Genomic DNA, 18871 nt, shown 5'->3' with positions numbered 1-18871 from the left:
CGAGTGTGTTTACGAGTGACTGGGCAGGATGTTCAGCAGCGCGGCCGGCAGCTCGGCCTTGAGCGCCCACTGGCGCATGGCTTCGATGTCGGGAGCGAGGTAGCGGTCGCGTTCGAGGAAGGCGACGTTCTGGCGGATGCGGGCGAATTCAGCTTCGACCAGCGGTGAGCTCTTGAGCTTGCGCTTGAGCTCGATGCCTTGGGCGGCGGCCATGGCTTCGATGCCGACCACCACCGCAGTGTTGTTGACCATGTCGCCGAGCCGGCGCGCCGCAAAGGTGGCCATCGAGACGTGATCTTCCTGGTTGGCCGAGGTCGGCAGGCTGTCGACGCTGGCGGGATGCGCGAGCGACTTGTTCTCGGACGCAAGCGCCGCGGCCGTGACCTGCGCGATCATGAATCCGGAGTTGAGGCCCCCATCGCGCACTAGGAACGGCGGCAGGCCCGAAAGGCCGGTGTCGAGCAGCAGCGCGATGCGGCGCTCGGCGATCGCGCCGACTTCGCTCACCGCGAGCGCGATGATGTCCGCAGCGAACGCGACCGGCTCGGCGTGGAAGTTGCCACCGGAGATCACTTCGCCCGTGTCGCAGAACACCAGCGGGTTGTCCGATGCGGCGTTGGCTTCGATGACCAGCACGCGCGACGCGTGCGCGAGGTTGTCGAGGCAGGCGCCCATCACCTGCGGGATGCAGCGCACCGAGTACGGGTCCTGCACGCGGCCGCAGTCGGCGTGCGAAGGGACGATCTCGCTGCCTTCGAGCAGCGTGCGCACGGCGCCGGCGACTGCCATCTGGCCGGGCTGGCCGCGTGCGGCGTGGATGCGTGCGTCGAAGGGCTTGATCGAGCCCTGGATCGCTTCGAGCGACAACGCGCCCGACATCAATGCGGCAGCGAACACGTCTTCCGCGCCGAACAGGCCGGCGAGTGCCAGCGCCGTCGACACCTGCGTGCCGTTGAGCAGCGCGAGCCCTTCCTTCGGTCCGAGCACGAAAGGTTCGAGGCCGATACTGCGCATCGCTTCAGCGCCGCTGACCTTCTTGCCATCGGCCAGCGTCGCTTCGCCTTCACCGATCAGCACACAGGCCATGTGCGCGAGCGGCGCGAGGTCGCCCGATGCACCCACCGAGCCCTTGCAAGGAATGCTCGGCGTGACGCCCGCATTGAACAGCGCCAGCAGCGCATCGACCAGCGCGGGCCGCACGCCCGAGTGCCCGCGCGCCAGGCTCACCGCCTTGGTCGCGAGGATCATGCGCACCACCGGCGCGGCCAGCGGCTCGCCCGTGCCCACGCTGTGCGAGAGCACCAGGTTGCGCTGCAGCTCGGCCAGGTGGTCGTTGCCGATGCGCGTGCTCGCGAGCTTGCCGAAGCCGGTGTTGATGCCGTAGACCACCTGGTCGTTCTCGACGATGTGGCGCACCGCCGCCTCGGCCTTCGTCATGCCGTCGAGCACCGACGGATCGAGCGCGAGCCGCACGCCGCCGGCCTGGATGCGTCGCAGCATCGCAAGGTCGACCTTGCCGGGCGTGAGGGTCAGGGTGGCATTGGATGAAGCGGTGTTGTTGCTTGGCATGTGAACCTGTCTATACAAGTGGTTGCGAGAGATAACGATCGGTCTGTGCGACAAGAAAAAAAAAGCTAGCCGAAGCTCGGGTTGCCGTCGGCTCGAAAGCGACTGCCCAGGCTGTAGCGCGACGCGGGATGCAGGCAGCGCACCCAGGTCACGGGCGTGTTGCGCGTCCAGGTGCGGCGCGTGAGCAGGAGGCAGGGGTCCGTCACTTCCATGGCGAGCCGCTCGGCCTGTTCGGCGTTGGGCAGCACGGCATCGACGACGTGTTCGATCTGGTCGAAGGGCACGTTGCGCACCAGGTATTCGCTGGGCGGCATCGCGGTGAAGTCCTGCTCAAGGTACTCGGGCACCACCTGCGGGTTGACGTAGCGCTCTTCGAGCTGCACCGGCGTGTCGTTCTCCAGGTGCAGGCAGGCGCTGTGGAACACTGAGTCGCCCGCGCGCAGGTCGAGCCATGCGGCCACGTCGGGCGAGGCGGCGATGCGCTCGACCGCGAGCATCTCGCAGCGGTAGTCGTGGCCGCGCTGGCGGATCTCGCTCGCGATGTTGGCGATCTGCAGCAGCGTCGATTGCGGCTTGTTCTCGGCCACGAAGCTGCCGACGCCGGCCACGCGCACGATGCGGCCCTGCTCCACCAGTTCGCGCAGCGCGCGGTTGACCGTCATGCGCGCCATGCCGAACTGCGCGACCAGCTCGTGCTCCGAAGGCAGGCGGTGGCCGGGCGGCCAGGTGCCGTCCTGGATCTTGCGGGAGATGTGATCCTTGACTTGCGCGTAAAGCGCGAGGGTCGGCAGGTCGCGTTTCATCGTGCTTTCAGTGCTCCGCGGCGGCCATGGACTCGGCGCGGATTTCTTCGGTCAGGCGCGCCTTGATGTCCATGAACTCGGGCGAGGTCTTGATCGTGTAGCTGCGCGGATGCGGAAAGTCCACCGCGATCTCGGTCTTGATGCGCCCCGGCCGCGCGCTGAACACCGCCACGCGGTTGGCCATGAAGATCGCTTCGTCGATGTCGTGCGTGACGAAGAGCACCGTCTTCTGCGCCGATTCCCAGATGCCGAGCAAGAGCTCCTGCATCAGCACGCGCGTCTGATTGTCCAGCGCGCCGAAGGGCTCGTCGAGCAACAGCATCTTGGGGTCGTTGGCGAGCGCGCGCGCAATCGCGGTGCGCTGCTGCATGCCGCCCGAGAGCTGCTTGGGAAAGTGATGCTCGAAGCCGCGCAGCCCCACCTTGGCGATGAAGAACTCGCTGCGCTCCTTCTGGTCGGCCTCGCTCATGCCGCGTTCGCGCAGGCCGAAGCGGATGTTCTGCGCCACGGTGAGCCACGGAAAGAGCGTGTAGCTCTGGAACACCACGCCGCGGTCGGCACCCGGGCCTTCGATGCGCTCGCCGTCGAGCATCACCTGGCCGGTGGTCGGGAAGTCGAGCCCCGCCACGATGCGCAGCAGCGTCGACTTGCCGCAGCCCGAAGGGCCGAGGATGGTGACGAAGTCGTTCTCCTTCACCTCGAAGTCGATGGGCAGGAGCGCCTGCGTGCTCTGGCCCTTGGTGCCGGTGAAGACGCGCGAGACGCCTTGAATGGAAAGCTGGTTCTTCACAGTGCGGCCCATGCAAAGAGACGGCGGTTCAGCGCCTTGAAAGCGAAGTCGGACAGAAGGCCGATGACGCCGATCACGATGATCCCGAAGATGATCTGCCCGGTGTTCAGGAGCGCCTGGCTGTCGGTGATCATGTGGCCGATGCCCGAGGACGAGCCGATCAGCTCCGCCACGATCACATAGGTCCACGCCCAGCCGAGCACGAGGCGCAGCGTTTCGGCGATGCCCGGCGCGGCACCCGGAATGAGCACGCGCGCCACGATGCCGCGGCTGTTCGCGCCCAGCGTGTAGGCAGCCTCGACGAGGTCGCGCCGCGCGCCGCCCACGGTGACAGCCACCATCAGCACGATCTGGAAGAACGAGCCGATGAAGATCACCAGCAGCTTCTGCATTTCGCCCAGGCCCGCCCAGAGAATGAGCAGCGGAATGAAGGCCGAGGCCGGCAGGTAGCGGCAGAACGAGACGAAGGGCTCGAAGAAGGCTTCGACCGTCTTCCACGTGCCCATCGCGATGCCCAGCGGCACCGCGAACACGGCCGCCAGCAGGAAGCCGCCGAACACGCGCCACACGGTCATGCCGATGTCGCCGATGAAGCCGTACTCGGCGAAGAGCAGCCAGCCTTCCTTGACCATGGTCGGCGGGCTCGCGAGGAAGGTCGGCGACACGAAGCCGCCGAGCGTGGCGAGCGACCACACGAGCACGAAGACGACGAAGAAGCCGAGCCCCAGCAGCACGCGTGCACGGGCGCCGATGGGTTCCAGCGGCGCGAACGCGCGGCGGCGCACGGGCACCACCGCGGGTTGGGGTGAAACGGCGCCCGCCGATGCCGCGCGGGGCGGCACCTGCTGCGGCAGCGCCTTACTTGACGTAGCTTGCATCGAAGGTGACTGCGTAGTCTTCAGGCGCCTTGCGGATCACGCCGGCTTCCAGGAGGATCGCCGCGGCTTCCTTCATGAAGGTGGTGAGCTCGCCCGCGAAGAACTTCTGGTTGGCGGCCTTGTCCTGCCAGCGCAGGTAGGCCGACGACTTGGCGAACTGCTCGCCGCTCTGCTTGACCGCCGAGCCCATGAGTTCGTTGGCCTTGGCCGGGTCGGCCTTGATCATGTCCAGCGCATCGAAGTACGACTTGGTGAGCGCGGCGGCCGCCTTGGCATTGGCCTTGAGCCAGGTGGGCGCGCAGCCGACGGTGTCCATCACCATCGGGTAGTCGAGCGTGGTGGCCAGGATCTTGCCGGCGGCCGGGTTGGCGCGCACGGTCGAGAGGTACGGCTCGTAGGTCATGGCGGCGTCGTTCTGGCCGGCCACGAATGCTTGCGCGGCGGGCTGCGGCTCGAGCGAGACGACCTTCACGTCCTTCAGGCTCATGCCGTTCTTGCTGAGCATCCAGGCCAGGCCGAAATACGGTGCGGTGCCGGGGGCGCTCACGCCGATGGACTTGCCCTTCAGGTCGGCGAAGGTCTTGACGTCGTTGCGCACCGCGATGCCGTCGGCGCCGTAGGACTTGTCCATCTGGAAGATCTGCACGATCGGCACGCCGTTGGCGTTCCATGCCACGTGCGTTTCCACGGTGGTGGCAGCGCACTGGATCGCGCCGGAGGCCAGGGCCAGGTGGCGGTCCTTCTGCGGAATCATCTTGAGTTCGACGTCCAGGCCGTTCTTCTTGAAGATGCCCGCCTTGTCGGCCAGCGAGAGCGGCGCGAAGCCGGTCCAGCCGGACATGCCGAGCGAGATCTTGGTGTCCTGGGCGGCGGCCGTTCCGGCCATGCCCGCTGCACATGCACCTGCTGCCAGCAGCGAAGCGACTTTCACAACTACCGTCGTCTTGACCATGGGTACTCCTGGTTCCGTTTTCTAGAAATGGCTCGGCGGTGCGCCCAGGGTCTGGGCCGCGCACGCCTCGCATTGTTGCCAAGCGCCCCAACTTGTATATACAGGATAACCCGAGAGGGCTTTTTCGGTGCATTTCTTCAGGAAGATGCACCAGATTGCTGTCTAGACAAGAAGGGCGGCGGGACGGGGGTCACTATTGCAAAGCTCGTGCCACAGTCATAACCGAGTGGCTGGGGGACAATCGACCGCCCGCCCCGTTCGTTCCCTTTCATCCCTCCCGACGTCCGCCTCCGCAGCCCGTGTCCTCCCTCGCACCCCACCCCCTCGACGCCCCCGGCAGCAGCACCTCGCCGGCCGAAATCCTCCACGAAGTCTTCGGCTATTCGCAGTTCCGCGGCGCCCAGCAGGACATCGTCGATCACGTGGTGGGCGGCGGCGACGCGCTGGTGCTGATGCCCACGGGCGGCGGCAAGTCGCTGTGCTATCAGATCCCGGCCATCGCCCGGCAGCGCGCGGGGCGCGGCGTGGCGGTGGTGGTGTCGCCGCTGATCGCGCTGATGCACGACCAGGTCGGCGCGCTGCACGAGGCGGGGGTGAATGCGGCGTTCCTCAATTCGACGCTCGACTGGGAACAGACGCAGGACGTGGAGCGCCGCATGCTGCGCGGCGAGATCACGCTGCTCTACGCGGCGCCCGAGCGGGTGAACACGCCGCGCTTCCTGTCGCAGCTCGATTCGCTCAAGGAGCGCGGCAAGCTCTCGCTGTTCGCGATCGACGAGGCGCATTGCGTGAGCCAGTGGGGCCACGACTTCCGTCCCGAATACCGCGCGCTCACCGTGCTGCACGAGCGCTACGCGGGCGTGCCGCGCATCGCGCTCACCGCCACGGCCGATGCGCTCACGCGCGCGGACATCGTCGAGCGGCTGCAGCTGGAAGAAGCGCGCCAGTTCGTCTCCAGCTTCGACCGGCCGAACATCCGCTACACCATCGTCGAGAAAAAAGACGCGACCACGCAGCTCCTGCGCTTCATCGAGCGCGAGCACGAGGGCGATGCGGGCGTGGTCTATTGCCAGTCGCGCAAGCGCGTGGAAGACCTCGCGACGACGCTGCAGGGCGCCGGCATCAACGCCCTGCCGTACCACGCGGGGCTCGACGCCGCGGTGCGCCAGAAGCACCAGGACCGTTTCCTTCGCGAGGAAGGCATCGTGATGGTCGCGACCATCGCCTTCGGCATGGGCATCGACAAGCCCGACGTGCGCTTCGTCGGCCACCTGGACATGCCCAAGAACATCGAGGGCTACTACCAGGAAACCGGTCGCGCCGGCCGCGACGGCGCCCCCGCCGATGCCTGGATGACCTACGGCCTGAACGACGTGGTGAACCAGCGCCGCATGATCGACGAAAGCCCGGCCGGCGAAGAGTTCAAGCAGGTGATGCGCGGCAAGCTCGACGCCCTGCTCTCGCTGGCCGAGGCGAGCGACTGCCGGCGCGTGCGGCTCCTCGGCTACTTCGGCGAGAAGAGCACGCCCTGCGGCAACTGCGACAACTGCCTGAACCCGCCGCAGGTGTGGGACGGCACCGATGCCGCGCGCAAGCTGCTGAGCACCATCTACCGCGTGCAGCAGCTGAGCGGCATCAGCTTCGGCGCGGGGCACATCATGGACATCCTGCGCGGCAAGGAGACCGAGAAGGTCAAGCAGTTCGGGCATGAGCGCATCAGCACCTTCGGGCTGGGCGCGGAGTTCAGCGAAGTGCAGCTGCGCGGCGTGCTGCGCCAGCTGATCGCCACGGGCGCACTGGCGGTCGATGCGGAGGCCTTCAACACACTGAAGCTCACCGAGGGATCGCGTGCGGTGCTCAAGGGCGAGGCGAACGTGACGCTGCGGGAATCCATCTCGTCACCGGCGGAGCGCAAGCCCCGCCGCGAGAAGGTCGCCAAGGGCGCGCCCTCGCCGGCGGCCGCCAAGCTCGACGACACCGGCAAGAAGCGCTTCGACGCGCTCAAGGCCTGGCGTGCCGAGGTGGCCAAGGAACACAACCTGCCGGCCTATGTGATCTTCCACGACGCCACGCTGGCGTCGATCGCCGAGCGCGCACCGGCGACGCTCGAGGACCTGCAGGGCATCAGCGGCATCGGCACCAAGAAGCTCGAGGCTTATGGTGCCGAGGTGCTGCGCGTCTGCTCGGCCTTCTAGCCGGGCAGGCACGCAGCGTCAGTTCGTCGCCGGCAGCGTGATCGGCACGGGCCGCGTCAGCAGGTCGACGAAGAGCTCGAAGAAGCGCGCATTGTCGAAGCGCTGCACCACCGTCATCTTCTGCAGCGTTGGGCCTTCCGGCTGCAAGGCGTAGCCGATGGAGCGGCCGTTGTCGGCGGCGCCCGGCTTGGCCACCACGTCGACATAGCGCTCCACCGTCTTGGTCGCGTAGGTCGGATCGATCAGGTAGGCCAGCGTGAGGGTGTCCCAGATGTTCTGCGTGTAGTCGGGGTTGTTCTCGAAGCCGTTCGTGCCGCTGAAACCGTAGCCGTTGAGCTTGCGGAACACTTCGGTCACCGCGGTCGGCTTGGCCGGGTGGGCGATGCGGTCGTAGATCGGCTTGGTGAGGAACACGGTGTCGGTCACGTCCAGCGGCACGATCACCTGCGGGATCGGCAGGCGCACCACGAACTGCGCGGCATCGGGATCGAACCACCAGTTGAACTCGGCGGCCTTGGTGGTGTTGCCGGGCACGTCGATGGCGCCGCCCATGTAGATGATCTTCTTGATCAGCGGCACGATGTCGGGGCTCTTCTTCACCGCGAGCGCAATGTTGGTGAGCGGGCCGATGGCCAGGATGGTGATCTCGTTCGGGTTGGCCTTCACCGTGTCGATGATGAAGTCGACCGCGCTCTTGCGCTGCACCAGCGTGTGGGTCGCAAAGCCATCGGGCGAGGGCTTCAGGTCCGCGTCGGTCTTGGGCTCGGGGCCGCTCCAGGCGCCCAGGTAGCCGTCGCCGCCCGCACCGGCGGCCATTTCGGCCTCGACGTCGGCAAAGGTGTGGTTGAGCGCGTAGTTCTCGCCCACGTACACGCCGATGCGGTCGCCTACGCCGAGGCGCTCGACCGACATCAGCGCGTCGGCCACGCCTTGCTTCAACCACTGGTTGCCCGAGACCACGCTGATGCCCATGACCTGGACCTTGCCCTGCGCCTGCAGCTGCGCGGCCATGACGCCGAGCTGGCCGTCGTCGCTCATGGTGTTGTAGTCGCTGTCGATGATGATCTTCTGCGCGGCCGGCGGCTGAGCGCCGAAGCCGGGGCCCAGCCCGATGCCGCCATTGCCGTCGCCGCCTCCGCCGCAGCCCGCCACCACGGCCACGACCACGAGGGCGAGCACCGTCCCCAACCATTTGCGCATGTTCCGCATCCTGCTTCTCCTAAGTGTTTGGTTTTCAGTCGAGGGAACTGAAATACAAACGTTTGCGCAAACCTTTGCGCAAACGTTTGCCAAACTCTAAATGGCGAAGCACGCGCATGGCAAGTGCTGTGGCTAGGGGTTTTCCGCGGGGCCCGCGAAACGGCCCGGGCGCTCGTCGATGTCTGTCAGCCCGCGTTGGGCAGGGGATCGATCAGGCGGTTCTCGCGCAGCGGCGAGCGGTTGAGGAGGGCGGGCTGCTGTTCTTCCTCAGGCACGACCCCGGCCTTGTCCAGGCCGATGCCCGGCACGGCCTTGGCCGACGCCGCCGGCACCGGGCACGAACCGGAGCTGCGCAGCGCGAGCGCCGCGGCGAGCCGCGCCTCGGCGGGGTCGCCGAGCTGATGGCCGAAGTCGTCTGCCACGGTGCAGTTGGCGTTTGGCGCGAAGCCGTCGCCGTAGTCGCCGAAACCCGCCTGGTTCACGCCTTTGAACTGGATCGCGAAGTAGGTGGTGCCGCAGTTGTCCTGCGGAAGAAAGCCGTAAGGCTTGCCGCAGGTCGTGCCGCCCACGAGATTGACCGTGACGCCGATGCCGCGCAGGCTGTTGATCACCGACTCGCTGGCCGAACAGGTGTCGGGACTGGTGAGCACCGTGACGCGCGAGAGGCCGAGCGTGGGCAGCGGCTGCTTGGTGCGGCTGGTGGTGGTGATGAACGGCGTGAAGTTGTCCACCAGCGTTCGATGGAACGGGTTCTTGTCGTTGAAGCTCAGCAGCTCGAAGGTCTTTCCGGCCGTCTGGCTGGGCCCGGCCACCATGTAGGCCAGCTGGCTCGCGATGCTGAGCTGGCCGCCGCCGTTGTAGCGCATGTCGAGCACCAGGTCCTGGATGCCGCCGTTCTCCTTGAGCTTGTTCACCGCCGCGATGAGCTGTGCCTCGGAGGTGGTGATGTGGTCGTTGAACAGCAGGTAGCCGACGCGGTTGCCCGCATCGCCGATGGTCTTGACGTTCTGCACCGGCGTGCGCGTCACCAGGGCCGCTGTGAGGTCGATGGTTCGCGTCGCGCTGCCTTCCTGCAACTTGAAGGTGTGCGTTTCGCCGGCCGCCTGCGGCGAGATGCCGCGGTTGAGGACCGCCGTGTTGGTGCCGTTGAGCACGTCGACGCCGTCGATCTCGAGAATCCTCGCACCGCGCGCGATGCCCTGGGCTGCGGCGGGCGAGCTGGAATGCGGCTCGACGAAGGCCACGCGCAGGTCGCGGTTCGGACGGGAGTTGCGTGCGAACGCGAACTCGATCCCGTAGCTCGGCGAGACGCCGGCATTCGACAGCTGGCGGTACGCCTCGGTGTCGTAGATGTAATGGAAGCGGTCCTTGGCCCGGCCCGAGGGTGACGTGGTGGCCGGCGTCTTGAGCACGTTGAAGAACGCGACAGGCGTCGCATAGTCGGCCGCCACCAGGTTGGTCGGCACTTCGTTGTACCAAAGGTAGGTTTCGTCGATCCAGCTTCGGACCCAGCTCTTCTCGTTGTCGACCGTGCCGGCGGTGTCGGGGTAAGCGGTCCCGGTTTCGGGGTTGATGCCGCGGCGCGGCGCGGCACACTGGCCAGCGACCTCCGAGGATGGAACAAGGCCACCGCCTCCATTGGTGGGCGGATTGCCGCCAGGTGGCAGCCCGCCGATCGGAAAGCCACCACCACCACCACCACCTCCTCCTCCCCCGCAACCCGCCAGCAGGCCCGCCACGGCCAGTACCGCCGCGGCCGCCCATGCACCGGGACGCGGCAACTGCCGCAGATCTGTATTGCGAAAGCCCATGGATTTCCTCCTCGTGCCCACGACGGCGGACACGCCCGCTTGTTGATCTTTACTGGACGAAGCCCATGCCGCGCGATTCGCGGACCTCGGGCTTGATGCGATGCTCGGCCTCGAGCTGGTCGAGAAACTCCGCCGCCGAGAACTCGACCGCGAGGATATCCGTCTGGCGTTTCACCGCCGCGAAATCCCCCGGGCACAGTTGTGCCAATTGCGCGAGCCGCGTTTTCACTTCGCCTGTCATCAGCGCCGCGTCGCCTGCCAGCGCCTCGGTCACGAACATGCGCTCGCGCTGCACGGCCGTGAGCGGATTGAACTTGATCTTGAAAGTGAAGCGCCGAAGCGCCGCCTGGTCGAGCCGGTCGAGCAGGTTGGTGGTGCAGACGAACACGCCGTTGAAGCGCTCCATGCCCTGCAGCATCTCGTTGACCTCGGTGACCTCGTAGGTGCGCTGCGCGCCGCGCCGGTCCTGCAGGAAGGAGTCGGCCTCGTCGAGCAGCAGCACGGCCTTCTCGGCCTCGGCTTCCTTGAACATGGCGGCCATGTTCTGCTCCGTCTCGCCGACGTACTTGCTCATGAGGTCGCTGGCCTGCTTGATGATCAGCGGCCGGCCCACGGCGCGAGCGATGTGCTCGGCCAGCGCGGTCTTGCCGGTGCCCGGCGCGCCGTAGAAGCACAGCGTGCCGTGGCCGCGCGCCTTGAGCGCCTCCACGATGCGCGGGATCTCGAAGCGGGTCTCGACGTTGAGCATGTCGAGGTCGTAGGTGGTGACGTTGCGGCGCTCGCCGCGGCCGGTGTCGAGCGTGCCCAGCGCGAGATCGGCGTTGCGCAGCTGCCGCTCGATGAGACCTTCCATCGAGGCATCGTCGGTTTTCGCGAGCCCGGCGAAGCGTACCGCGGTGCGGATCTGCGCGGGCGTGAGGCCCTTGCGCTCGGCGAGCTTGGCGGTGAAGGCCTCTGACACCACGACGCCTTCGAGCGTCTTCTTCACGAGCTGCTCGCGCGCGCCGGGCGGCGGCGACTTCAGTTCGAGGTGGTAGGCGAAGCGACGACGGAACGCCGGGTCGATCTGCTCGATGCGGTTGGTGACCCACAGCGTCGGCACGGGATTGGCCTCGAGGATCTGGTTGACCCACGCCTTGCCGCTCACGCTGCCGCTGGTGGGCGCCGGGATCTGCTCGGCACGCGCCATGAACTGCGCGGCCTCGGTGCTGATCGGCGGGAACACGTCTTCGACCTCGTCGAACAACAGTGCGGCCTGTGCGCTGCCCTTGAGAAACACCTGTGCGATCTGCAGCGAGCGGTAGCGATCGCGGCCGCTCAATGAATTGCCGTCGCGATCGGCATATTCGACTTCGAAGAGCTCCAGGCCCGCGGCCTGCGCGACCACTTTGGCAAGCTCGGTCTTGCCGGTGCCGGGCGGGCCGTAGAGCAGCACGTTGACGCCGGGCTCCTTGCGCGCGACGGCGGCACGCAGCAACGTGACGAGCATCTGCGCATCTTCTTCCACGAAGGAGAAATCGTGCGGCGTGAGCGAGCTCTTGGCCGAGGGCCGCGTGAACACCGCCATCAGCTCGTTCTGGTCGCGGTACTCGCGCATCAACACCGGCGGCAGCTTTTCACTGACCTTCATGAGGTCGGCGAGATCGGTGATGTTGTGTTCGGAGATCAGGTTCTCGACGAGGCCGATGCGTTCGAGCCGCGAGCCCGCGCGCAATGCTTCACCGACTTCGCTCGCATTCACGCCGGCGATATCGGCGATCGCGGCATAGGCCTCGGGCGCGTTGTTGACCTTGAACTCGACCAGCAGCGAACGCAGGTCGCGCTGGTAGCGCGCGAGCGTGCCGTAGAGCAGCAGCGCGCGCTCGGCCTTGTTGAGTTGCAAGAGGCCCGCGAGTGCGTCGATGTTCTTCTCGACCAGCGTCGATTGCTTGCGCAATGCATGCGTGAGCCAGTCGCGCGTGACGGCGAGCACCGAGAGCAGGTCCTTGGGCTGGTCCTTCGCGTATTCGTCGAGGTAGAAGAAGAGCGTGCCTTCTTCATACGGACCGCGCCACACGCCATGGCGTTCGAGCAGCGTGCGACCATCGAAATTCTCGACGCCCTTCCACGCTTCGTTGCCCGCGCAGCGACGTCCGAGGAACTCGCGCAATCGCTGCAATACCGCAGCGGGCCACACGAGATGGCGCCCGGTGAGCGAGAGCAATCCGTTGATATCGCGCCGCACATTGAAGCGCGGCCCCTGCTTGGCGGCGAGCGTGAGCACGAAGTGCGAGCACATGAGCTCGAGCACCGGCGCTTCCTTGAGGCCAGGCGAAGGCAATGCCTGCCCGCGTACCGCAGCAGCCACTACATCGACACCCGCACGCTTGACCATCAGGCAACCTCCAATTGAGGAATTTCGTGGAGAGACCATAACGCAGACTTTTGGCTTCGGGAAGACGCCGAAAGGGTAAAAACCCTGATCTGGCGATTCCAGCCACAATGCGCGCCATGGTCGGAATCGAAGAAATCCAGCGCGCCGCGGTGCGCCTCCAGGGGCAGGTGCTCAATACGCCCTGTGTCGAATCACGCACGCTCTCCGAAATCGTCGGCGCGCAGGTGTTCCTGAAATTCGAGAACCTGCAGTTCACATCCTCGTTCAAGGAACGGGGTGCGTGCAACAAGCTGGTCGATCTTTCGGAAGCCGGCACGCGCGGCGTGATCGCCATGTCGGCCGGCAACCATGCGCAGGGTGTGGCCTATCACGCGCAGCGGCTTGGCCTGCGCGCGCTGATCGTGATGCCGCGCTTCACGCCCGGCGTGAAGATCGAGCGCACCCGCGGCTTCGGCGCCGAGGTGGTGCTGCACGGCGACACGCTCGACGCAGCGCGTGCGCATGCGCTGGAGCTTGCCGAACGCGAGGGGCTGACCTTCGTGCATCCCTACGACGACGAAGCCATCATTGCCGGCCAGGGCACGGTGGCACTCGAGATGCTCGATGCGGTGCCCGACCTCGACACGCTGGTCGTGGCGGTCGGCGGCGGCGGGCTGATCGCCGGCATGGCGGTCGCGGCGCGCGATCGCAAGCCCGGCATCGAGATCGTCGGCGTGCAGACGACACGCTTCCCCGGCATGGTCAACGCCATCAAGGGCACGCACCATGTGCAGGGCAAGAGCACCATCGCCGAAGGCATCGCGGTGGGCACGCCCGGTGTGCTGACGCAGGAGATCATCGCGAGCAAGGTCGACGACCTGGTGCTGGTCGATGAGGGCGACATCGAGCAAGGCGTGCTGATGCTGCTCGAGATCGAAAAGACCCTTGTGGAAGGTGCGGGTGCCGCAGGTCTTGCGGCGCTGATCCGGCATCCGGAGCGCTTCAAGGGCAAGCGCGTGGGGCTGGTGCTCTCGGGCGGCAACATCGATCCGCTGCTGCTCGCGGCCATCATCGAACGCGGCATGGTCAGGGCCGGGCGGCTCGCGCGGGTGCGGGTGAGTGCGCGCGACGTGCCGGGTTCACTGGCAGAGATCACAGCCACCGTGGCCGAAGCGGGCGCTAACGTCGACGAGGTTCATCACCAGCGCGCGTTCACCATGCTGGCGGCCCAGAACGTCGATATCGAGCTGGTCCTGCAGACCCGCGGCCGGGCCCACCTGGCCAGCGTGTTGACGGCCCTGAAGGACGCCGGTTTCGAAGCCGAGGAGCAACATTGAGAGAGGGGCTCGCAACCCCCTAGACCGCTCCGCAGGGCCCCGCCGGTAAAATGCCGCCAGTTTTGTCATTTGAGTATTCGAGGTACTTCCCGATGTCCAACCCCACTCCCGTCGAGCCCGGCCACGCCGCAGCCGCCGAACATGACGCCGTCGAATCGGTCGTTCACCTGATGCCCATCGTGCTCCCGCTGGCTGGCGGCGTGCTGATGCTTCTCCTGGCATCCATCGCTGTCTACCTGGCCTGACAGCCTGTTGGGTTGTCGTCCGCGGGCAGTGCGGCCCGCGGCGGCGCAATCTCCCTGAGCGAAACGTTTTCTCAAACGGACCTCCGTGCCCATGCAGGCTCGGCGTCCCGTTCGGAAAGACGATTTTTCAACTTAGGAGATTTCCGATGAACGCACCCACGATGAAGGGCCTCACCATTCAGGCGCCCTCATACGTCAAGAACGCGAAACTGATTGCCTGGGTGGCCGACATGGCCGCGCTGTGCAAACCCGAGTCCATCTATTGGTGTGACGGCAGCAAGGAAGAGTACGACCGCCTCTGCCAGCAGCTGGTCGACGCGGGCACCTTCAAGAAGCTCAACCCCGCCAAGCGCCCCAACTCGTTCCTCGCGGTGTCCGACCCGACCGACGTCGCGCGCGTCGAGGACCGCACCTTCATCTGCTCCAACGAGAAAGACAGCGCCGGCCCGACCAACAACTGGATGGCGCCCGCCGAGATGCGTGCAACGCTGCAGCCCCTCTTCGACGGCTGCATGAAGGGCCGCACGATGTACGTGGTGCCGTTCAGCATGGGCCCGCTGGGCTCGCCGATCGCACACATCGGCATCGAACTCTCCGACAGCCCTTATGTGGCGGTCAACATGCGCATCATGACCCGCATGGGCAAGGCGGTGTACGAGGTGCTGGGTGCCGACGGCGAGTTCGTGCCCTGCGTGCACACCGTGGGCGCGCCGCTCGAAGCCGGGCAGAAGGACGTCTCCTGGCCCTGCAACAAGACCAAGTACATCGTTCACTACCCCGAGACGCGCGAGATCTGGAGCTACGGCTCGGGCTACGGCGGCAACGCGCTGCTGGGCAAGAAGTGCTTTGCGCTGCGCATCGCCTCGAACATGGGCCGCGACGAAGGCTGGCTGGCCGAGCACATGCTCATCCTGGGCGTGACGAATCCCGAAGGCAAGAAGTACCACGTGGCCGCCGCCTTCCCGAGCGCCTGCGGCAAGACGAATTTCTCGATGCTGGTGCCGCCGGCCGGCTTCGAAGGCTGGAAGGTCACGACCATCGGCGACGACATCGCCTGGATCAAGCCTGGCAAGGACGGCCGCCTGTACGCGATCAACCCCGAAGCGGGTTACTTCGGCGTGGCGCCTGGCACCAACATGCTGACCAATCCGAACTGCATGGACAGCCTGAACAACGACGTGATCTTCACGAACGTCGCGCTGACCGACGACGGCGACGTCTGGTGGGAAGGCATGGAGCAGGACACCAAGACCCTGCCCGCGCACCTGACCGACTGGCAGGGCAAGGACTGGACGCCGCAGATCGCCAAGGAAACCGGCGCGAAGGCAGCGCACCCGAACTCGCGCTTCACCGTGGCCGCGACCAACAATCCGGCGCTGGACGACGCCTGGGACGATCCCAAGGGCGTGGCGATCGACGCCTTCATCTTCGGCGGCCGCCGCTCGACGACGGTACCGCTGGTGACCGAGGCGCGCAACTGGGTCGAGGGTGTCTACATGGCCGCGACGATGGGTTCTGAAACCACCGCCGCCGCTGGCGGCCAGCAAGGCGTGGTGCGCCGTGACCCGTTCGCGATGCTGCCGTTCGCCGGCTACAACATGGCCGACTACTTCCAGCATTGGCTCAACGTCGGCAAGAAGCTGGAGGCCTCGGGCGCCAAGCTGCCGAAGATCTACACGACCAACTGGTTCCGCAAGGGTGCTGACGGCAAGTTCGTCTGGCCTGGCTATGGCGAGAACATGCGCGTGCTGAAGTGGATGATCGATCGCGTCGAAGGCAAGAAGACCGAAGGCGTCGAGCACATCACCGGTGTGAGCCCGCGGTATGAAGATCTCAATTGGACGGGGCTGGAATTCAGTGCGGAGCAGTTCGCCACAGTGACGAGCATCGACAAGGCGGCCTGGCAGGCGGAACTGAAGCTGCATGCGGAGCTGTTCCAGCAACTGTCGCATCACTTACCGAAGGAATTGCCGGAGACCAAGGCAGCGATCGAGCAACGCTTGGCCGCCTGATCTTCAGCGGTTTTAAATGGCAAAGCCCGGTGGAGTGATCCACCGGGCTTTTTTATTGGTTATTTGCTTTGATCGCTCGCCAATTAATCGGCAATTTGAGGCTGTGATTAAAAGTGCTCGCCCAATGCAAAAAACCCCAGTCATTGCTGACTGGGGTTTTCTGGGCTGTAAGAGCCTGACGATGACCTACTTTCACACGGGAACCCGCACTATCATCGGCGCTGAGTCGTTTCACTGTCCTGTTCGGGATGGGAAGGAGTGGTACCAACTCGCTATGGTCATCAGGCATAAAGGGTAGTCTGGTTGATCACATGATCAATCAAACGAATTCATAGAGTTTGGAATCAGCGCGCAATTGTCTTGCGCTTGCTTGAATGTATTTTGAATGCGTCAACTTGGCATAACACCTTGATCATGATGATCAAAGTTATAGGGTCAAGCCGCACGAGCAATTAGTATCAGTTAGCTTAACGCATTACTGCGCTTCCACACCTGACCTATCAACGTCCTGGTCTTGAACGACTCTTTAGGGGGCTCAAGGCCCCGGCAGATCTCATCTTGAAACGAGTTTCCCGCTTAGATGCTTTCAGCGGTTATCTCTTCCACACTTAGCTACTCGGCAATGCCACTGGCGTGACAACCGATACACCAGAGGTGTGTCCACTCCGGTCCTCTCGTACTAGGAGCAGGCTTCCTCAAATCTGCAGCGCCCACGGAAGATAGGGACCAAACTGTCTCACGACGTTTTAAACCCAGCTCACGTACCTCTTTAAATGGCGAACAGCCATACCCTTGGGACCGGCTACAGCCCCAGGATGAGATGAGCCGACATCGAGGTGCCAAACACCGCCGTCGATATGAACTCTTGGGCGGTATCAGCCTGTTATCCCCAGAGTACCTTTTATCCGTTGAGCGATGGCCCTTCCATACAGAACCACCGGATCACTATGTCCTGCTTTCGCATCTGCTCGACTTGTCAGTCTCGCAGTTAAGCACGCTTATGCCATTGCACTATCGTCACGATGTCCGACCGTAACTAGCGTACCTTCGAACTCCTCCGTTACGCTTTGGGAGGAGACCGCCCCAGTCAAACTGCCTACCATGCACTGTCCCCGATCCAGATAATGGACCTAGGTTAGAACCTCAAACACACCAGGGTGGTATTTCAACGTTGGCTCCACAAGATCTAGCGACCCTGCTTCAAAGCCTCCCACCTATCCTACACAGATCTGTTCAAAGTCCAATACAAAGCTACAGTAAAGGTTCATGGGGTCTTTCCGTCTTTCCGCGGGGAGATTGCATCATCACAAACATTTCAACTTCGCTGAGTCTCAGGAGGAGACAGTGTGGCCATCGTTACGCCATTCGTGCAGGTCGGAACTTACCCGACAAGGAATTTCGCTACCTTAGGACCGTTATAGTTACGGCCGCCGTTTACTGGGACTTCAATCAAGAGCTTGCACCCCATCATTTAATCTTCCAGCACCGGGCAGGCGTCACACCCTATACGTCCACTTTCGTGTTTGCAGAGTGCTGTGTTTTTAATAAACAGTCGCAGCCACCGATTTTTTGCAACCCATTCATGCTTCGTTGTTCACTACACACTAATAGGGCACACCTTCTTCCGAAGTTACGGTGTCAATTTGCCGAGTTCCTTCTCCTGAGTTCTCTCAAGCGCCTTAGAATACTCATCTCGCGCACCAGTGTCGGTTTGCGGTACGGTCGTATATAGCTGAAGCTTAGTGGCTTTTCCTGGAACCTCGTTCAGTCACTTCACGGACAAGTCCGCTCGATCGTTGGCCTCGGTATATGTGCACCGGATTTGCCTAATGCACGCCTACATCCAACTAAACCAGAATAATCCAATAACTGGATGACCTATTAAGATCCGTCCCCACATCGCACTATATAACGGTACAGGAATATTGACCTGTTTCCCATCAGCTACGCATCTCTGCCTCGCCTTAGGGGCCGACTCACTCTACGCCGATGAACGTTGCGTAGAAAACCTTGCGCTTACGGCGAGGGGGCTTTTCACCCCCTTTAACGCTACTCATGTCAGCATTCGCACTTCTGATACCTCCAGCACGCTTTACAACGCACCTTCACAGGCTTACAGAACGCTCTCCTACCACTTGCAATAAATTGCAAATCCGCAGCTTCGGTAACTGGCTTAGCCCCGTTACATCTTCCGCGCAGGACGACTCGATCAGTGAGCTATTACGCTTTCTTTAAATGATGGCTGCTTCTAAGCCAACATCCTGACTGTTTTAGCCTTCCCACTTCGTTTCCCACTTAGCCAATTTTAGGGACCTTAGCTGGCGGTCTGGGTTGTTTCCCTCTTGAGTCCGGACGTTAGCACCCGGTGCTCTGTCTCCCAAGCTGTACTCATCGGTATTCGGAGTTTGCCTTGGTTTGGTAAGTCGCCATGACCCCCTAGCCAAAACAGTGCTCTACCCCCGATGGTAATACTTGAGGCACTACCTAAATAGTTTTCGGAGAGAACCAGCTATTTCCAAGTTTGTTTAGCCTTTCACCCCTATCCACAGCTCATCCGCTAGTTTTGCAACACTAGTCGGTTCGGACCTCCAGTACCTGTTACGGCACCTTCATCCTGGCCATGGATAGATCACTTGGTTTCGGGTCTACACCCAGCGACTGATCGCCCTATTCGGACTCGATTTCTCTACGGCTTCCCTATTCGGTTAACCTTGCCACTGAATGTA

12 protein-coding genes and 2 rRNA genes (1 of these 14 cut by a window edge) are annotated in these 18871 nt (G+C 64.0%); 4 read left to right on the top strand and 10 right to left on the bottom strand.

Features of this window, described 5'->3' with window-relative positions; genetic code table 11:
- Positions 1-9 precede the first annotated feature (9 nt).
- The 5 genes from hutH to GNX71_RS01035 form a co-directional block, all read right to left on the bottom strand.
- Complete coding sequence (hutH, locus tag GNX71_RS01055; RefSeq protein WP_206176609.1) at positions 10-1569, bottom strand: histidine ammonia-lyase; 1560 nt, start codon at positions 1567-1569, stop codon at positions 10-12.
- Positions 1570-1634: 65 nt separating this feature from the next.
- Positions 1635-2372 (bottom strand): histidine utilization repressor, encoded by a 738-nt coding sequence (gene hutC, locus GNX71_RS01050; protein ID WP_206176608.1) that lies wholly within the window; start codon positions 2370-2372, stop codon positions 1635-1637.
- 7 nt (positions 2373-2379) lie between these two features.
- The gene (locus GNX71_RS01045) at positions 2380-3174 is read right to left on the bottom strand and encodes an ABC transporter ATP-binding protein (RefSeq protein ID WP_093441183.1); all 795 of its coding nucleotides are present in this window, start codon (positions 3172-3174) and stop codon (positions 2380-2382) included.
- Positions 3159-4040: an ABC transporter permease gene (locus tag GNX71_RS01040; protein ID WP_206176607.1), complete on the bottom strand. Its 882-nt coding sequence runs from the start codon at positions 4038-4040 to the stop codon at positions 3159-3161. Before GNX71_RS01040 ends, GNX71_RS01045 begins: the two co-directional genes overlap by 16 nt.
- Positions 4021-4992 (bottom strand): ABC transporter substrate-binding protein, encoded by a 972-nt coding sequence (locus tag GNX71_RS01035; protein WP_206176606.1) that lies wholly within the window; start codon positions 4990-4992, stop codon positions 4021-4023. The genes GNX71_RS01040 and GNX71_RS01035 overlap by 20 nt, the downstream gene beginning before the upstream one ends.
- 299 nt (positions 4993-5291) lie before the next feature.
- Between GNX71_RS01035 and recQ the strand changes: the two genes are divergently transcribed.
- Complete coding sequence (recQ, locus tag GNX71_RS01030; RefSeq protein WP_206176605.1) at positions 5292-7187, top strand: DNA helicase RecQ; 1896 nt, start codon at positions 5292-5294, stop codon at positions 7185-7187.
- 18 nt (positions 7188-7205) lie between these two features.
- On the opposite strand, the gene GNX71_RS01025 is transcribed toward recQ, so the two are convergent.
- From GNX71_RS01025 to GNX71_RS01015, 3 genes are all read right to left on the bottom strand, one after another.
- The gene (locus tag GNX71_RS01025; RefSeq protein ID WP_206176604.1) at positions 7206-8387 is read right to left on the bottom strand and encodes a nucleoside hydrolase; all 1182 of its coding nucleotides are present in this window, start codon (positions 8385-8387) and stop codon (positions 7206-7208) included.
- A gap of 185 nt (positions 8388-8572) precedes the next feature.
- A complete protein-coding gene (locus GNX71_RS01020) occupies positions 8573-10198 on the bottom strand; it encodes a S41 family peptidase (RefSeq protein WP_206176603.1) in 1626 nt (541 codons plus the stop codon).
- Positions 10199-10247: 49 nt separating this feature from the next.
- Positions 10248-12572, bottom strand: a complete 2325-nt coding sequence (locus tag GNX71_RS01015; protein ID WP_206176602.1) for an ATP-binding protein — start codon at positions 12570-12572, stop codon at positions 10248-10250.
- Between the two features lie 116 nt (positions 12573-12688).
- Between GNX71_RS01015 and GNX71_RS01010 the strand changes: the two genes are divergently transcribed.
- The 3 genes from GNX71_RS01010 (at position 12689) to GNX71_RS01000 (ending at position 16145) form a co-directional block, all read left to right on the top strand.
- Positions 12689-13888, top strand: a complete 1200-nt coding sequence (locus GNX71_RS01010; protein ID WP_206176601.1) for a threonine ammonia-lyase — start codon at positions 12689-12691, stop codon at positions 13886-13888.
- Positions 13889-13980: 92 nt separating this feature from the next.
- A complete protein-coding gene (locus GNX71_RS01005) occupies positions 13981-14133 on the top strand; it encodes a hypothetical protein (RefSeq protein ID WP_172672136.1) in 153 nt (50 codons plus the stop codon).
- 146 nt (positions 14134-14279) lie between these two features.
- The gene (locus GNX71_RS01000; protein WP_206176600.1) at positions 14280-16145 is read left to right on the top strand and encodes a phosphoenolpyruvate carboxykinase (GTP); all 1866 of its coding nucleotides are present in this window, start codon (positions 14280-14282) and stop codon (positions 16143-16145) included.
- 173 nt (positions 16146-16318) lie between these two features.
- Here GNX71_RS01000 and rrf read toward each other — a convergent pair.
- Both rrf and GNX71_RS00990 read right to left on the bottom strand, forming a co-directional pair.
- Positions 16319-16431 (bottom strand): 5S ribosomal RNA (gene rrf / locus GNX71_RS00995).
- Positions 16432-16576: 145 nt separating this feature from the next.
- A 23S ribosomal RNA gene (locus GNX71_RS00990) occupies positions 16577-18871 on the bottom strand; it runs 579 nt beyond the window's last position.

This window comes from Variovorax sp. RKNM96, from assembly GCF_017161115.1.
Lineage (GTDB): Bacteria > Pseudomonadota > Gammaproteobacteria > Burkholderiales > Burkholderiaceae_C > Variovorax.
Note: the sequence above shows the minus strand (reverse complement) of the source record. Positions and strands in the feature narration are given on the sequence as shown.

What these genes read in the sequence shown, in the direction of transcription:
- hutH (WP_206176609.1), bottom strand. Translation starts at nt 1,569, where the DNA reads ATGCCAAGCAACAACACCGCTTCATCCAATGCCACCCTGACCCTCACG.
- hutC (WP_206176608.1), bottom strand. Translation starts at nt 2,372, where the DNA reads ATGAAACGCGACCTGCCGACCCTCGCGCTTTACGCGCAAGTCAAGGAT.
- GNX71_RS01045 (WP_093441183.1), bottom strand. Translation starts at nt 3,174, where the DNA reads ATGGGCCGCACTGTGAAGAACCAGCTTTCCATTCAAGGCGTCTCGCGC.
- GNX71_RS01040 (WP_206176607.1), bottom strand. Translation starts at nt 4,040, where the DNA reads ATGCAAGCTACGTCAAGTAAGGCGCTGCCGCAGCAGGTGCCGCCCCGC.
- GNX71_RS01035 (WP_206176606.1), bottom strand. Translation starts at nt 4,992, where the DNA reads ATGGTCAAGACGACGGTAGTTGTGAAAGTCGCTTCGCTGCTGGCAGCA.
- GNX71_RS01025 (WP_206176604.1), bottom strand. Translation starts at nt 8,387, where the DNA reads ATGCGCAAATGGTTGGGGACGGTGCTCGCCCTCGTGGTCGTGGCCGTG.
- GNX71_RS01020 (WP_206176603.1), bottom strand. Translation starts at nt 10,198, where the DNA reads ATGGGCTTTCGCAATACAGATCTGCGGCAGTTGCCGCGTCCCGGTGCA.
- GNX71_RS01015 (WP_206176602.1), bottom strand. Translation starts at nt 12,572, where the DNA reads ATGGTCAAGCGTGCGGGTGTCGATGTAGTGGCTGCTGCGGTACGCGGG.
- GNX71_RS01010 (WP_206176601.1), top strand. Translation starts at nt 12,689, where the DNA reads ATGGTCGGAATCGAAGAAATCCAGCGCGCCGCGGTGCGCCTCCAGGGG.
- GNX71_RS01005 (WP_172672136.1), top strand. Translation starts at nt 13,981, where the DNA reads ATGTCCAACCCCACTCCCGTCGAGCCCGGCCACGCCGCAGCCGCCGAA.
- GNX71_RS01000 (WP_206176600.1), top strand. Translation starts at nt 14,280, where the DNA reads ATGAACGCACCCACGATGAAGGGCCTCACCATTCAGGCGCCCTCATAC.